Below are 15,905 nucleotides of genomic sequence, written 5' to 3' on the forward strand. Positions count from 1 at the left end.
TCCGCAAAACTCTCTCTACTTACGCTATTTTGATAATGTGGCTTATTCAGGAGTACCGTCTATGCTGTGTTGGTTTCTAGCTGTCTACAATTTTTGTTTCCGAATGAGGACAATATGGTGTAAACTGTATTGGGTAAACATAGAGACTTTAGTAATATTATCTAATTGCGGTTAGGCATAAAAACAAACATTAGGGAGCAGAAATATGGAGTTTATTGAGTTATTGAAGGCGTTTATCCTTGGGCTTGTTGAAGGATTGACGGAATTTGCGCCGGTCTCCTCGACAGGGCATATGATATTGGTTGATGAGATGTGGCTGAAGTCCACCGAATTCCTTGGGCAATATACAGCGAATACCTTTAAGATTGTTATCCAGCTTGGCTCGATATTGGCAGTTGTTATTATCTTTAAGGATCGATTCATTGATATGCTTGGGTTGAATCGGCTTTTCGGCAAGAAAGAGGATAAGAGAACAGCTGAGGGGAATCATCTCCGTTTAACGCATGTAATTGTCGGATTAATTCCTGCAGGTGTTCTTGGCCTCTTGTTTGAGGATTATATTGATGAGCATCTCTTCTCAATCGAGACGGTTATGATTGGTCTTTTAGTCGGGTCCTTCCTGATGATTGCCGCAGATATCGTAAGCGGCAAGAAGAAAGAGCCTAAGGTAACAACGGTTGACCAAATTACGTATAAGCAGGCCCTCTCAATCGGATTGATTCAATGCTTATCCTTATGGCCAGGCTTTTCCCGCTCAGGCTCGACCATCTCAGGCGGGGTTCTGCTTGGATTAAGTCATAGAGCGGCAGCTGATTTTACGTTCATCATGGCTGTGCCAATTATGGCGGGGGCCAGTTTGCTGTCATTGGTTAAGAACTGGGAGCATTTCAATATGGATGCTCTGCCATTCTTTATTGTCGGTTTCATCAGTGCATTTATCTTTGCGCTAATATCGATCCGCTTCTTCTTGAAGCTAATTAATAAGATTCGATTAATGCCATTTGCCATCTACCGAATTGTCTTGGTAGCGGCAATTTACTTCTTGTATTTTTAATCGAAGAAAAGCCATTTCACATTTAACTCGTGAAATGGCTTTTTTGTTTAATTTCCATTAGATAATACATGTGATCTTGTGATGAAATGCCGTTCCTCTATGCTATCGAGTGAGAATTCAGCCCCTTTTCCTGGGATGGCATCAATGATTAGCTGTGTATGCTTCCAATATTCATACTGGCTCTGGTGCATATAGAAAGGAACACCGCCAATGATTCCGAGCAGCAAATCCGCATTCCCAATCCGGAAGTCTTCCTCTCTATAACACATCGGTGCCGACCCGTCACAGCAGCCGGCGGATTGGTAGAAGAAGATGCTGCCGTGAATGTCCCTTAAATGATTAATTAGACTAAGGGCGGCATCTGTCGCAATGACTCTTTCTGGCATAATCATCAACCTTTCGATTTAGAAGAAGCCTTGTGGCTTGCGGTCATAGCTGACCAATAGGCATTTCGTTTGTTGATAGTGATCTAGCATCATCGCATGATTCTCACGGCCGATGCCAGATAATTTATAGCCGCCGAAAGCAGCTCCGGCTGGATATTGATGGTACGTGTTGGTCCATACGCGTCCTGCCTGGATGGCACGGCCTGCACGGTATGCAAGGTCACCGCTGCGGGACCATACGCCGGCTCCTAAGCCATACAAGGTATCATTGGCAATCTCCATTGCCTCATCGAAGTCCTTGAATGTAGTCACGCCAAGAACTGGTCCGAAGATTTCCTCTTGGAAGATACGCATTTTATTATGGCCTTTAAAGACAGTTGGCTGAATATAGTTGCCTTTTTCTAATCCTTCGCCGAGGTTATTTTCTCCTCCACCGATTAGGCATTCAGCCCCTTCTTCTTTACCTAATTGGATATAAGAAAGGATTTTTTCCTTTTGTTCATTAGAGGCTTGGGCTCCCATCATAACGTCCGTATCAAGCGGGTTGCCGACCTTGATGGCTTTAACGCGTTCTATCGCCCGTTCCATGAATTTATCATAAATGGACTCTTGGATGAGCGCACGTGAAGGGCAAGTACAAATCTCGCCGGAATTGAGGGCGAACATGACTAATCCTTCAATCGCTTTATCAAGGAATTCATCATCCTGGTCCATTACATCTTCAAAGAAGACATTCGGGGACTTGCCGCCAAGCTCGAGCGTGACAGGGATGATATTTTCTGTTGCATATTGCATGATTTGACGGCCGACAGCTGTAGAACCGGTGAAGGCAATCTTAGCGATGCGTTTATTTGTCGCAAGCGGCTTACCGACTTCAATGCCGTATCCGTTTACAATATTCAGCACTCCAGCAGGAAGCAGGTCTTGAATAAGCTCCATGACGACCATGATAGAGACAGGTGTTTGCTCTGCTGGTTTTAAGACGATGCAGTTCCCAGCTGCAAGTGCCGGTGCAATCTTCCATGCGGCCATAAGGATTGGGAAGTTCCATGGAATGATTTGTCCTACTACACCTAAAGGCTCTTGGAAGTGGTAAGCGACTGTATCATTGTCAAGTTGGGTAGTGCGGCCTTCTTGGGCGCGGATGGTACTTGCAAAATAACGGAAATGGTCAATTGCTAACGGAATGTCTGCATTTAATGTCTCGCGGACAGCCTTCCCGTTATCCCATGTTTCTGCGACAGCGACCATTTCTAGGTTTTCTTCTAAACGGTCAGCAATTCTATTTAAGATTTGTGCACGTTCAGCTGCAGATGTTTTCCCCCAAGCATCCTTCGCTGCATGTGCTGCATCTAAAGCAAGCTCGATATCCTCTGCGGAAGAGCGTGCAGCCTGTGTGAATACTTCACCATTAACAGGTGATCTATTATCAAAGTATTGACCTTTAACAGGAGCAACCCATTTGCCCCCGATGAAATTATCGTATTTCTCCTTGAACTGAATAATGGCTCCATCTGTATTTGGATTTGCGTAGATCATGAAGCATTCCCCTTTATGTTCGTATTGAAAATGAATCAGATGTCTTGGCAATTGTAAATCTTGAAAAACAAGCCAGCATCTGGAAGCGCTTTCTATACTCTATTAAAATAGTTGTTCACAAAAATTTCAACTAATATGATTGACAAAAACAGGGGGCTTTATAAAATGCCGGTCAATGGTTTTAGATTCATGGAATCCAGTCCTTGATTCACAAGATCGATATCATAAATAGCTTTCTCGAGAAAGAAGCGAATGACTAAATCGCTCGTCTCGCTTTCAGAGAGGGAATACCCGGCTGCCTGAAGGAGTATCTCCAAGTCTGGTTCTTGCAGCTCTAAGGCAAACCCTAAGGCAAGGATGGTTCGTTTACTGGGATGATACTCCGGGTTGGTGCGTATCTTTGAGAAAAGCTTGCGGTCAACACCTGCACGTGTGTAAATCTCAGAATCTGTTTTTCCTTTTTCATCAATAAAAGAGAATAGGACTTGCTGAAGGGGCGGCTTCCTGTTTGTCTCAATGAAATCTTGCAATTCCTCCTCCTCGGTGTGACGGGTGGCTGAGCGCAGCAGCTGACTTTCGAAAACAACAGGTTCAAGCTGACGGCCTGCCATATACTCTTTCAATTCATGCATTAAGTATTCTCGTTTCATGACCATCCTCCTTATTGTCGCCTGTAAAGCGACCAAATGCTTCACTCTCTTAGGTAAAATTATAGCATGATAGATAATTCATTTGAGGAGATGGATGATGATGAATAAACAATTGACTGAGCTTATTTTTGTCCTTGATCGGAGCGGTTCGATGGCTGGTTTGGAGAAGGATACAATTGGCGGGTTCAACTCCTTGGTGAAAAAACAATGCGATCTGCCTGGCAAGACTGCAGTGACCGCTATTTTATTTGATGATGAGTATGAGGTGCTTTGGGAAGGAAAGGATGCGAATCAAGTAGTAATGACAGAGAAGGAATACTATGTCAGAGGGATGACTGCCCTGCTTGATGCTGTCGGAAAAACAATTTTAAGCGTTGGCCAGCGTCTGGCACATACGGCGGAGGATGCGCGTCCTGGCAAAGTGATCTTCGTCATTACGACAGATGGCTATGAGAATGCCAGCGTGGAATTTACGTATGACAAAGTGAAAGAAATGATTCGTCATCAGCAAGAGAAATATCATTGGGAATTCCTCTTTATCGGAGCCAATATCGATGCTGCTAAGGAAGCTGGACAATTGGGCGTTGCTGAACAAGATGCCTGCCAATATGAAGCTTCACCCGTCGGCGTCCAGAAGATGTATGCATCTGTCCATATGAAATTGGCTGAAAAAAGAACATAAAAATAGTATTCGAGCTATGGAGGAGCGATATGCTCCTTCCTTTTCGTCTAGGTATGTTGAACAAAATGAATATTGACCGATATATAGAACGATTTCACTTATTTGGGGTTAGGAGGAGTCGTTTTGTATTCAAGTATCCAGGCAACTCGAACATCAATGCACCATGAATCAAATGTATATGTCCATAAGCGTCTCGGTTCAGCAATGATAGCTGGATTGACAGGCCTGGCCTCGTTCGCCTTCATGCTTTTAGGCTATTATGCGGTCAGCTCCTACGAAATGGCTGATTCAATTGACATCTTGGCTATATCAATCAGCTTTATCCTTGCCTTCCTCACGTTGCCTTTTGGCTTGGCTGCTCTGCATTCGAGTAAGGGGAGAGGGCTTGCTATTGCCGGATTGATTCTGTCCATTCCAGGATTGCTGCTATTTATAATCCCAGTTTGCTATTATATGATTCTCTCTTTCTAAACGAAAACCCTGATGAATGTCATCAGGGTCTTTTGCTGTTTGCCGGCTTTTATTGATTCGCAGGGGGGCTCCGAATGATTCGGAACACCGGATTGGGAAGCTGAGAGGGTTTGAGACATTCGAAGCAGGTTTGCGAATTGTTCGCAACCCTCCTATAATAGAACAATCAATGATGAAGGTAAGGATGTTGAAAATGCTACATGAATATACGATTTCTATGCTGCAGGAGGCTGTCGATGAAGCAATCGAAAAGCTGAATATGCATGGGTACTACAATTCTTATTACGACCAGCCGATTGAGCAATATGCTTCTGACAATGGCTATGGTGTCCAAGAGATTGAGGATGGCACCGTTGACCTGAAGGTGATTATTGAAGAGGAGTCAATACCGGTGGATGTTGAAAAGGAGCAGGCATCCATAGCGGCTATCCTTACGGTTGCAAAGGAAAAGGTACATTATCAGCTGCTTGATACAGTAGAATGGCAGGAGCCATTCCCTATCATTGACCTTCAAAATGGCTGGTTCATTAAACCGGTACAGGAAGAGCAAGTACCGGCAGGCAAAATCATTCATTTTGAGCCTCCGCGTGCTTTTGGTTCAGGTCTTCATGGAACGACACAGGACTGTCTCCGTCTCATTCTCCGTGAAGAGATGAAAGGAATGAGGGTGCTTGATATCGGTACAGGAGCGGGGCTATTAAGTATAGGGGCCGCTCTTTCAGGAGCTTCGGAAATTCAAGCAATCGATATGGAGGATGTTGGTGAAGAGGTTTTATACAATGCCAGGCTGAATGGGGTAGAGTCCAATATCAAGGTGAGCTGTGCGGATGCTCTAAATCCAAAGTTCGGGATTGATGGAACGTTCGACTGGATCTTCATTAATATCGCTGCAAATGAAATTAAGCAATTATTCGCTTTTGTTGATAGACATCTGGCAGCTGGAGGGAGATTAATCCTTTCGGGGATGGTGACGTGGAATGAGGAGGATGCTCTAAAGGTTTACCAAGAAAACGGGTATCAGCTGAAGGAAATTCATCAAACAGATGAATGGGTGACAGCCTATCTCATAAAAAGCCGATAACAATAGGACAGCCTAGCGCTGTCTTATTTTGTTTGGATATGTGGAGATGTTTCCAGATTTATAATAGAGAAGATGGTCATATAAGCCCTCTAAGTCCCGAGTAAACGACTCTACCTCGAAGCCGCCCTCCTTGCCTGATTCAATCTTCAATAGAATTTGGAATAATAATGATTTCGCCTCACTATCATGCAAGTCATCAACAATCATTTTTAGTCTCTGCAATCGTTTTTCCCCCTTAAAATTTCTTTAGTCTTTCTCCTTAATACCGCAATATAAGACAAAGTAATCATCTTATTGAGGAATTTATTGTAAATATTAAGAGGTTTATTACATAAAATGGAATAAAATTAGGCTTATCGTGTGATATTTGTAAGCTGAATTTTCAGAGGTAATGATATTCTCCTTCACGCTTTCGGCTTCTCCGAATAGACTGAGGTACAAGCAGTCATGATGGATGAAATGATTAAAGGAGCTAAAGCAGATGAGAAAATTATTGAGTGGATGGTTAATGGGGCTGGCAGTCCTGTTAGCTATACCGACTGAGAATGCCAATGCCCTGGAACCAGAAAGTTCAAACCTCTTCCGGGGAATCGATGTAAGTGAATGGCAGGGAGAAATCGATTTTCGGGAAGTCGCAGATGCAGGTATTGAAATGGTCTATATTAAATCTAGTGAGGGAACAGATTATGTCGATCCTGATTTTGAACGTAATTATGATGGAGCTAAGAATGCCGGGCTCCTTGTTGGATTCTATCATTATGTGACAGCAAGAACCGAATCACAGGCAGAGGCACAAGCACGCTTTTTTGTCTCCACAATCAGCGGCAAGGAATTTGAGGGCAAGCTAGCTATGGATTTTGAGGATTTAACGGGATTGAGTAATGAGGAAATCAATGATATTGCCTTGACCTTTATTCGGGAGACTGTGAGATTATCAGGCAAGGAAGCAGTTGTATATAGCGATGCTTCTAATGCAGCCAGCACATTTAATGATGCCTTAACGGATTATTCTCTATGGATAGCTGAGTATGGGGTGAGTGAGCCAACGGATGGTGTGAGATGGTCATCATGGGCGGGGTGGCAGTATTCAGATTCAGGCAGCGTGGCTGGTATTGACGGAGATGTCGATTTAGACCGATTCAATGACGGGATATTGGTCAGTGACACCAGGGAAGTGATTAAGCCAGCTGAACGGGAGACGAGGTCTGAGACAATCACCTATACGGTTAAGGCTGGTGACACCTTATCTGAAATTGCCCGCAAATATCATACGACAGTAGCTGCGATTGCCAGAGAGAATAATCTCTCCAATCCAGATCTCATCTATGCAGGAGAAAAATTACGCCTGACGATTTATGATGATGACAGGCAGGAAAGGGCGGCGGTGATAATTGATTATACGGTCAGGACTGGAGACACCTTATCAGCAATCGCCCGTAAATATTCCACAACAGCCGCATCAATTGCTAAGGAGAATAATCTCTCCAATCCGGATTTAATCTATCCGGGTGAAAGGCTGCGGATTACGGTAAGAAGCGGGTATGAGACGACGACAGAATATATTGTGCAACGAGGAGATACATTGAGTGAATTGGCGAGAAGATACGGTACGACCGTGGAGAAGATTGCATCGGATAACCAACTTTCTAATCCAAATGTCCTGTATCCAGGGGATACCCTTCGAATCAAAAGTGATGAAGGACAGCAGCCGCCGCGGAAAGAATATTTTCAATATATAGTGAAATCCGGGGATACTTTAACAGAGATTGCCCGCCGATTCCGTACGACAATTCGTGAGCTTGAGAGGATTAATAATCTCACTAATCCAGAATTGATTTTTCCGAATCAGCGGATTTATGTACCGCGAACATCCTAAAGAAGGTTGAGTATGAAGTGTCCCTGATATAGGGGGCGCTTTTTTACGTTTATCTGTTGTCCATTTCGGTAATGGAGAAGGAGACTGTGAAATGGGGGGATATAGATGTTTACACTTAATTGGGGAGACTTAGGCAGAATCATCGTCATTGGTATTTTGGCCTACATTGCCCTTATCGTTATCCTTCGTATTGCTGGCAAGCGAACGTTGACGCAATTAAATGCGTTTGATTTAGTGATTACTGTTTCAATTGGGTCGGTATTTGGGACGGTATTATTAGATAATGCCATTTCGATATTTGATGGAATGGCGGCCTTCTTTGTCTTAATTGCCCTGCAGTGGATATTCTCGAAGACAACGACGGAGACGAACAAAATCAGCCATGTCATTAAAGGGGAAGCATCCATTTTATATTTCAGGGGACAGTATTTCCAGGATGTGATGGAGGCTGAACGAATTGAAAAGGAAGAAATTATTCAAGCGGTGCGGATGCAGGGGAAAGAGAGTCTGGATGAAGTAGAAGCTGTCATACTGGAATCGAATGGTCAATTCTCTGTGCTTTCCAAATCAAGCGAAGATGGGAGTTCTACGATTCCAGACTAAATAGACGGTATGATATGCTAATAGTAATTCTAGTGAGATGAGGTTTTGGGCAATGGTCGTGAAGATGGTGCTGATGATTATCCTTACCGTATTGATTTATGGAGCCATATCCTTTTATATATGGCGAAACGGGAGAGCCTGGCTTGAGGTATCTCCGCTTAGAAGGTTTAAAAAAACCTATACGGTCCTGTTTCTTATTCTATCCTTATCCATGTTTATTGGGATGATTCCTCATCTTGGCATCTTTAAATGGGTTGGGGGCTATTGGTTCATCATTGTCGGCTACAGTCTTGTGCTGCTCCCATTCATGAACCTAGCTTATTACTTAGCAAGGAAAAGAGGCCTTATGGTCATGGGCATCATTTACTTTCTCTTCTTTGCAGCGGTCATCTCCTATGGCTCCTATCAGGCATTCAGTCCGGTTGTCCGATATGACCAAGTGGAGGTGAATAAAGAGGCTGGACGCGATTCCATTAAGATATTCATGGCCTCTGATACGCACTTAGGCCCAATCGTAGGGAGCGGTCATCTGAAAAAGCTGGCTGCCATGGTGGAGGAGGAGAAACCTGATATCGTACTGATACCTGGTGACATCATTGATGACCAGATTGATACGTTTAATGAGGAGAATATGATTGAGATTTTCCGCGGAATGAAGGCGCCTCTAGGTGTATATGTATCCCCGGGAAATCATGATTATTATGGAAATGATCTTAAAGAGCTTGAAGAAGAGTTTGAGGCTGTCGGCATCCAGATGTTAATGGATGAGACCGTGGAAGTAAAGAATGGTTTTTATCTGATTGGGCGCAAGGATTTAACCGATGATAATCGTTCTTCCATCAGTGAACTTGTTGAAGGGCTTGACCATTCAAAGCCAATCATCATGCTTGACCACACACCGGTCGAACTGGCACAGGCTGAGGAAAGTGGAGTCGATATTCTTCTCTCTGGTCATACGCACCGTGGACAATTATTCCCGGGCAATTTAATCACGGGTTGGATTTATGAAAATGATTGGGGCTATTTGAAGAAAGGCAATCTTCATTCCTTTGTCTCTTCTGGCTTTGGAACTTGGGGACCTCCGCTTCGTATTGGCACGAGATCTGAGGCGTGGATTATTGAAGTGAATTTTGATTAAGTGAAGCATGCATCTGACGGATGCGTGCTTTTTGTCAATATATGCTAAAATAAAGCTATTCAAATCGGATGACGGAGAGGTTCTCGCTATGCAAATTTCAATCCAAAGGGACTATTTCAAGCAGGCTCTGCAAGAAGTCATGTATGCTGTCTCCAATCGAAACGTGTTACCTATATTGAGCGGAATCAAAGTAATGGCAAATACGGATGGGGTGACCTTAACGGGCGGCAATTCAGATATCATTATTCAGAGGACAATCCCTGCTAGGCTCGATGGTAAACCAATCATGCAAGTATTTAAGGAAGGCAGCGCGGTTGTTCCGGGTAAGTATTTCAGTGAAATGGTGAAAAAGCTCCCAAGCGATATATTCATAGAGGCAGATGAAGAGCTCCATATTACTGTACAATCAGAGGAGATCATCACGACCATGAATGGATACGACCCCGAGGAGTACCCTGCTCTCCCGCAAATGGATAGTGCTAATATCGTGAGAGTGACTGGAGGAGAATTGGTAGAAATGGTCAAACAAACAGCCTTCGCTGTGGCAAAGGCAGAATCACGGCCCGTTTTGTCAGGTGTCCACATCTCCATTCAGAACGGGAAACTTGCGTTAGCGGCAACGAATGCTCAGCGGCTGGCTTTGCGAAGGGCAAGCGTGGCGGCAGAATGGAAGGGTGCGTGTATTGTGCCGGGCAAAACCTTGTTGGATCTTGCTAAGCTCCTGCAGCATGCACCCGAAGTAAAAATGGCAATCTCTGATAATCATATTCTCTTTCAATCAGACTCCCTCTTGTTATTATCAAGATTGATTGAAGGCAATTACCCGAACATCGAGAATCTATTTCCGAAAGAGGCAATGTGTGTGATTGCTTCCAATAGGAAGGAACTCCTGCTCGGTGTGGACCGTGCCTGCCTGTTTGCAAGTGAGTGGCGTCATAATACCATTTCCCTGGCTGTTAAGAACGGCGCACAGCTGAGGATTTCCTCCAAATCAACTGCAGTCGGAAAGATTGAAGAGGTGCAGACGGTTGAGTGGGTTGATGGGGAAGAGGAGCTGGAGATTATGCTTGACGGCCGCTACCTGCTCGATGCGCTTAAATCAATCAAGGAGGACAAGGTTGTCCTAAGCTTTCACGGTTTAATCAGACCCGTGCTTGTCCAGCCATTCGGCGTTGAAGAGCATCTGCATCTGATATCCCCTGTACGATCGTAAAATAAGATAGATTAAGAGGATGCCAGTCTTAGGACTGGTTTTTTGTTTGCGTTGTAGAATGATGGGTCTCATTTGACCAGCCGTATCGTCTATACCGCCAAAAGAAGGGTTTTTTTGATGAAGACAGGCTATTTCGATCAAAAAGGCTATCTGCTTGTCTGTTTTATACGTTTAGAGACAAATAGGAATTCAATGGTCATGACGAACAGTCTGCTTTCAGGGTTTTAAGGGTAAATTCCACATGGTTAAAGGCGTAATGATCAGTTTTATGGGCGAAGACAAGGACTTTCAGGGCGAGATAGGGTCACTTAAGGGCGAACAAGGAATTTTCAAGGCGGAAAAAGTAGAATATGGGCGATTGAAGAGAACGATGGGCGGTAATTTTTGCTTAGGGCGGAATATTCGAGGCAAGGGGGAAAAAAACATTAGGAACGACTTCTAATAGTAAAGGGTCTAAACAAGGTCTCCTGCTTTACAAACTCATCCATCACAGGTGCTATCTTTTTGTTTTAGAAGATTTTGAGAATATAATAATACCAAAGGAATCAACATGATCTTGAACAAGCAAGGGGTGGAACCTGAGATGCTTCAATTAGTCCCAGCTATGCTGGAAAAAGTAGGAATTATCGTGATTGTTGCCTTCCTATTATCGAAGATTCATTCGTTCCGGCAAATTGTACAGGAAGACCATAATAAGTATGTAAAGCTCAGATTGATTGTGTTGTTCGGTGCATTTGGCATCATTAGCAATTATACCGGTATAGAGGTTTATGGACATTCCATTGAACAAAATCGATGGTTGTCAGAGATTGGGGCAGAAAGTGCTATTGCAAATACGCGGGTGATGGGTGTAGTGATCGGCGGGCTTCTTGGGGGGCCTGTCGTCGGGATTGGAGCCGGCCTGATAGCCGGTGTGCACCGCTATTCCTTAGGTGGCTTCACAGCTCTTTCCTGTGCGATTTCAACAGTTGTTGCAGGGGTCATTGCGGGCTATATCGGACGGCAGCGAAAGGAGCTGTCCAAGCCGGTGACAGCCGGATTTGCAGTTGTGGTCGGCATGACTTTGGAGGCGCTGCAGATGCTCATTATTCTTCTTGTTTCAAAGCCGGTTGAACATGCCTGGGACTTGGTCAGCTATATCAGCATCCCAATGATTTGCATTAATGGACTTGGAACATTATTGTTCATGTTTATCGTGCAGTCCATTAAGCGAGATGATGAGATGGGGCGTGCTATCCAGGTTAATCAGTCGTTTGATATTGCCGATCAAACGCTCCCTTATTTCCGTCAAGGTCTGACCCAGCATTCTGCTGAGGAAATTGCGAAGATCATGCTGCGGCTGACGAATGCGGATGCCGTATCAATAACGAATACAGAGCTGGTGCTTGCCCATGTTGGAGCGGCATCTGACCATCATGCGGCAAATCTGCGGCCTGAAACAGGCTTGACGAGAAGAGTGCTGGAGACAGGGAAGGTATCGGTTGCACGAACGAGAGAGGCCATCTATTGCGGCCATAAGGATTGTTCATTAAGAGCGGCAATTGTCATGCCGCTTAAGGTGAAGGAAAAAGTCGCTGGTACGCTGAAAATGTATTATACCGAACCGGCAAAGCTTGATAAGGTACAGGAGATGCTGGCCGAGGGACTGGCCAATCTCTTCTCCGCTCAGCTTGAGTTGGCGGAGGCAGAGAAGCAGACAAAGTTATTGAAGGATGCGGAAATCAAGGCATTACAAGCCCAGATCCATCCCCATTTCTTATTTAACAGCATGAACACGATATCTGCCTTATGCCGTACGAATCCCGAGAAGGCAAGGGAGCTATTGCTTCAGTTAAGTGCCTTCTTCAGGGGCAACTTACAGGGGGCAAGGCAAATGCTGATTCCGCTTGAAAAAGAGCTGGAAACCGTGAAGGCCTATATTAACTTAGAGCAAACAAGATTTCCGGATAGGTATGATATTCAGTTTGATGTTGATCAAGGATTATTAAAATCGTATATTCCCCCCTTTACCTTACAGCCGCTAGTCGAGAATGCCATCCATTACGGCCCAAAGGGGAAAAAGAAAAAATGCCTTATTCAAGTAAGTGTCTATATGGAGGATGGCTGCTTAAGAATAGAGGTGCAGGATAATGGAGCAGGAATTCCAAAAGAGCGGCTTGCTACTCTTGGAAATCAGGTTGTTGAATCTAAGGGTGGAAATGGGACAGCTCTCTTTAATATTCGTGAGCGGTTAAAGGGAATCTACAATGGACAAGGCGAGCTCTTCATTGAGAGCGAAGTGGATAAAGGCACAAAGGCAGTGCTTGTGATGCCGTGTAATTTTAAAGGAGTTGAAGAACAGCATGCTGCGAGTGTATATCGTTGATGATGAGCCTTTGGCAAGAGATGAACTGAAATATTTGATTCTTCGCAGTAAAGAGGCCGAATTTGCTGGGGAGAGTGATTGTGTGGACCACGCGCTGGCGGATATTCATATTCTAAAGCCGGACTTGGTTTTCCTAGATATAGAATTGGCTGATGAGAATGGACTGAGCATTGCCAAAAAGCTAGGTGAGCTTGATCCAGCCCCTGCGCTTATCTTCGCGACTGCCTATGATGAATATGCGCTTCAAGCCTTTGATCTAAATGCGGTTGATTATATTTTGAAGCCATTTGAGGAAGAACGGATTTGTAAGGCGATTGAGAAGGTTAAGAAATCAAAGGGCATTGGATTGGAGCAGCAGCGAACCGCTGTTCAGCCTATCCGTGAAGTAAAGGGCAAGATTCCAGTGCTGATAGATGAACGCATCGTACTGCTGAACTGCCGTGATATTCTCTTCTTAGAATCAAGAGATGGGAAATGCATCATTAAGACAAAGCATATGGAATACAGGGTCAGTGATGCACTCGTCATGATTGAGAAGAAAATCAATGAAGGGGCATTTCTTCGTGTTCACAGAAGCTATATTGTCAATTTGGATCAAATCACTGAGATTGAGCCATGGTTTAATTCCACCTATAACTTGACCATGGAGGATGGTTCAAAGGTTCCGGTCAGCAGGACATATGTGAAAGAGTTGAAAATGCTCGTCGGTTTTTAAGAATTTGTGCTTTTCAAGTGTCGAATTTTGCAACTCATCCCTCCCTTTTTGTAAATCAGCTTGAAAATGAAATGTAAGCATTTTCATTCGCTAAAATAAAGGCAGATAACAACAAAGGGGGACCTAAAATGAATGCGATTACAATTGTTGTAGGTGCTATCTGTATCTTAATGATTGCCTACAGGCTATATGGAACATTCATGGCCGCTAAAGTATTAAAATTGGATGATTCAAATCCTACTCCGGCACAGAAATTAGAGGATGGACAAGATTATGTGCCGACAAATAAATGGGTCGTTTTCGGCCATCACTTTGCGGCAATCGCTGCAGCAGGTCCGCTTGTCGGGCCCATCTTGGCAGCACAATTCGGTTATCTGCCGGGGTTAATTTGGCTATTAGTTGGTGCGGTTATTGGGGGAGCTGTCCATGATATGGTCGTCCTTTTCGCCTCTATGCGGAGGGATGGTAAATCCCTTTCTGAAGTAGCCAAAGAAGAACTTGGCCCAGTCGCTGGATTCTGTACAGGGCTTGCCATGCTCTTCATCATCACGATTACAATGGCTGGTTTATCAATGGTTGTCCTTGGTGCGCTTGAGCGGAACCCATGGGGAACATTTGCAGTCGGTATCACGATTCCAATCGCGATGGGGGTTGGTCTGTACCATAAGAGAACAGGGAATTTGAAGCTTGCCACAACAGTCGGATTTATTCTAATCATGCTGGCAATCGTGCTTGGACCGAATATTCAAGGCACGTGGTTCGGCGATTTATTGACGCTTGAGAAGAGTACACTAGCTATTATACTTCCTATCTATGCTTTCTTCGCAGCGGCACTGCCGGTCTGGTTATTGCTGGCACCGCGTGATTATTTAAGTACATTTATGAAAATCGGCGTTTTCGCAGCACTTATTGTCGGGGTCTTCATTGTTAACCCAGAAGTCCAATTCCCAGCCTTTACAGAGTTCATTAACGGCGGAGGTCCGGTTGTCGCAGGACCTGTATGGCCGTTCATTTCCATCACGATTGCCTGCGGTGCCATTTCCGGGTTCCATGCCTTCGTTGGCTCCGGTACAACACCGAAAATGGTCAATCGCTGGAAGGATATTAAAGGGGTCGCCTTTGGTGCGATGCTTGTTGAATGTTTAGTAGCGATTATGGCCCTGATTGCAGCGATTTCCCTGCAGCCAGGAGATTACTTTGCGATTAACTCAACGCCTGAGCAATATGAAAAATTGAATATGGAGCCAGTTCATTTGGAACGATTAAGTGAGGATGTCGGAATGGACCTTGAAGGCCGTACAGGCGGAGCGGTAACACTTGCTGTTGGGATGACAGAGATCTTTACGAATGTACCATTCTTTAAGAACTTAGCTTCCTACTTCTATCAGTTTGTTATTCTCTTTGAGGCCGTGTTTATACTGACCGCGATTGACTCAGGGACAAGGGTAGCCAGATACTTAATTCAAGACTTCTTCGGTGAATTCTATAAACCGCTGAAACGAACTGATTCTCTCTGGGCGAATATATTTGCCAGTGCGCTCGCCTGCTTTGTTTGGGGGTACCTCCTGTTCTCAGGAGATATCAGCTCCGTATGGGCCCTGTTTGGAGTATCAAACCAATTGATGGCCTCCATCGGTCTGATTGTCGGTGCGACGGTTATCCTGAAGATTGCGGACAAACGCTGGTATATGCTTACATGTCTAGTACCGCTCGCTTACTTGTATGTGACGGTTAATGTGGCCGGTTATTGGATGATTACCAATGTATATATGAACGCAGAAAGTGCAGGCTATAATATCTTGAATGGGGTTCTATCCATTATCATGCTTATCCTCGGATTCGTGATCTTGGTAGCGTCCATTAAAAAATGGCTTGAAATGATGAAATTGCCACAGGCAGAGCTTGTTGCAAAATCAGCTAAAGAACTTGTCTGATTGCCTGAGCCCAGGGGCTGTTGTCCCTGGGCTTTTTATGTATGATCTGCTTTTATCTTATCGGACATTTGGTAAAAATTTAAATTATTGTTGATATTTAGAAAATTATGTTTATAATAATAGTTAATCGAATAAACAGGTAGGAGAATATGAGAAGATGCCTAAAATGAAAGCCTTTACAAAAGGCTGTCATTCGGC

Annotated in this window: 16 protein-coding genes; 12 read left to right on the forward strand and 4 right to left on the reverse strand. The window is 44.2% G+C overall.

Annotated elements, in window-relative coordinates:
* The first annotated feature begins 205 nt into the window (after positions 1-205).
* Entirely contained in the window at positions 206-1,054 is an 849-nt protein-coding gene (locus ACY8DX_RS03010) for an undecaprenyl-diphosphate phosphatase (protein WP_439803116.1), read from the forward strand.
* A 47-nt stretch (positions 1,055-1,101) separates the two neighbouring features.
* Here ACY8DX_RS03010 and ACY8DX_RS03015 read toward each other — a convergent pair whose 3' ends face one another.
* From ACY8DX_RS03015 to ACY8DX_RS03025, 3 genes are all read right to left on the reverse strand, one after another.
* Complete coding sequence (locus ACY8DX_RS03015; RefSeq protein ID WP_049672172.1) at positions 1,102-1,440, reverse strand: DUF779 domain-containing protein; 339 nt, start codon at positions 1,438-1,440, stop codon at positions 1,102-1,104.
* 18 nt (positions 1,441-1,458) lie between these two features.
* Positions 1,459-2,979, reverse strand: a complete 1,521-nt coding sequence (exaC, locus tag ACY8DX_RS03020) for an acetaldehyde dehydrogenase ExaC (RefSeq protein ID WP_462406179.1) — start codon at positions 2,977-2,979, stop codon at positions 1,459-1,461.
* A 158-nt stretch (positions 2,980-3,137) separates the two neighbouring features.
* Positions 3,138-3,629 carry a hypothetical protein gene (locus ACY8DX_RS03025; protein ID WP_049672170.1) on the reverse strand — a complete coding sequence of 164 codons (492 nt, stop codon included), beginning with the start codon at positions 3,627-3,629 and terminating at the stop codon, positions 3,138-3,140.
* Positions 3,630-3,723: 94 nt separating this feature from the next.
* On the opposite strand from ACY8DX_RS03025, the gene ACY8DX_RS03030 reads away from it, so the two are divergent.
* The 3 genes from ACY8DX_RS03030 to ACY8DX_RS03040 all read left to right on the forward strand — a co-directional run bounded on the left by ACY8DX_RS03030 (position 3,724) and on the right by ACY8DX_RS03040 (position 5,863).
* Complete coding sequence (locus tag ACY8DX_RS03030) at positions 3,724-4,311, forward strand: vWA domain-containing protein (protein WP_439803115.1); 588 nt, start codon at positions 3,724-3,726, stop codon at positions 4,309-4,311.
* A gap of 123 nt (positions 4,312-4,434) precedes the next feature.
* The gene (locus ACY8DX_RS03035; RefSeq protein WP_049672169.1) at positions 4,435-4,782 is read left to right on the forward strand and encodes a hypothetical protein; all 348 of its coding nucleotides are present in this window, start codon (positions 4,435-4,437) and stop codon (positions 4,780-4,782) included.
* 16 nt (positions 4,783-4,798) lie between these two features.
* Complete coding sequence (locus ACY8DX_RS03040) at positions 4,799-5,863, forward strand: 50S ribosomal protein L11 methyltransferase (protein WP_082197197.1); 1,065 nt, start codon at positions 4,799-4,801, stop codon at positions 5,861-5,863.
* Between the two features lie 12 nt (positions 5,864-5,875).
* Here the strand turns inward: ACY8DX_RS03040 and ACY8DX_RS03045 are convergent, their stop codons facing one another.
* A complete protein-coding gene (locus ACY8DX_RS03045) occupies positions 5,876-6,085 on the reverse strand; it encodes a hypothetical protein (RefSeq protein ID WP_049672167.1) in 210 nt (69 codons plus the stop codon).
* A 259-nt stretch (positions 6,086-6,344) separates the two neighbouring features.
* On the opposite strand from ACY8DX_RS03045, the gene ACY8DX_RS03050 reads away from it, so the two are divergent.
* The 8 genes from ACY8DX_RS03050 to ACY8DX_RS03085 all read left to right on the forward strand — a co-directional run bounded on the left by ACY8DX_RS03050 (position 6,345) and on the right by ACY8DX_RS03085 (position 15,707).
* A complete protein-coding gene (locus tag ACY8DX_RS03050) occupies positions 6,345-7,739 on the forward strand; it encodes a LysM peptidoglycan-binding domain-containing protein (RefSeq protein ID WP_462406180.1) in 1,395 nt (464 codons plus the stop codon).
* A 105-nt stretch (positions 7,740-7,844) separates the two neighbouring features.
* Positions 7,845-8,342 (forward strand): DUF421 domain-containing protein, encoded by a 498-nt coding sequence (locus ACY8DX_RS03055; protein WP_462406181.1) that lies wholly within the window; start codon positions 7,845-7,847, stop codon positions 8,340-8,342.
* A gap of 52 nt (positions 8,343-8,394) precedes the next feature.
* Positions 8,395-9,480, forward strand: a complete 1,086-nt coding sequence (locus ACY8DX_RS03060; protein WP_462406182.1) for a metallophosphoesterase — start codon at positions 8,395-8,397, stop codon at positions 9,478-9,480.
* 88 nt (positions 9,481-9,568) lie between these two features.
* A complete protein-coding gene (gene dnaN, locus ACY8DX_RS03065) occupies positions 9,569-10,693 on the forward strand; it encodes a DNA polymerase III subunit beta (protein WP_462406183.1) in 1,125 nt (374 codons plus the stop codon).
* Positions 10,694-10,934: 241 nt separating this feature from the next.
* Positions 10,935-11,135, forward strand: coding sequence for a hypothetical protein (locus ACY8DX_RS03070; RefSeq protein ID WP_462406184.1), 201 nt, complete (start codon positions 10,935-10,937; stop codon positions 11,133-11,135).
* A gap of 141 nt (positions 11,136-11,276) precedes the next feature.
* The gene (locus tag ACY8DX_RS03075) at positions 11,277-13,058 is read left to right on the forward strand and encodes a LytS/YhcK type 5TM receptor domain-containing protein (RefSeq protein WP_462406185.1); all 1,782 of its coding nucleotides are present in this window, start codon (positions 11,277-11,279) and stop codon (positions 13,056-13,058) included.
* Positions 13,036-13,773 (forward strand): LytR/AlgR family response regulator transcription factor, encoded by a 738-nt coding sequence (locus ACY8DX_RS03080; protein ID WP_462406186.1) that lies wholly within the window; start codon positions 13,036-13,038, stop codon positions 13,771-13,773. Before ACY8DX_RS03075 ends, ACY8DX_RS03080 begins: the two co-directional genes overlap by 23 nt.
* 128 nt (positions 13,774-13,901) lie before the next feature.
* Positions 13,902-15,707, forward strand: a complete 1,806-nt coding sequence (locus tag ACY8DX_RS03085) for a carbon starvation CstA family protein (RefSeq protein WP_049672161.1) — start codon at positions 13,902-13,904, stop codon at positions 15,705-15,707.
* The last annotated feature ends 198 nt before the right edge of the window (positions 15,708-15,905 follow it).

The sequence above is a fragment of the Gracilibacillus sp. Marseille-QA3620 genome, assembly GCF_054950035.1.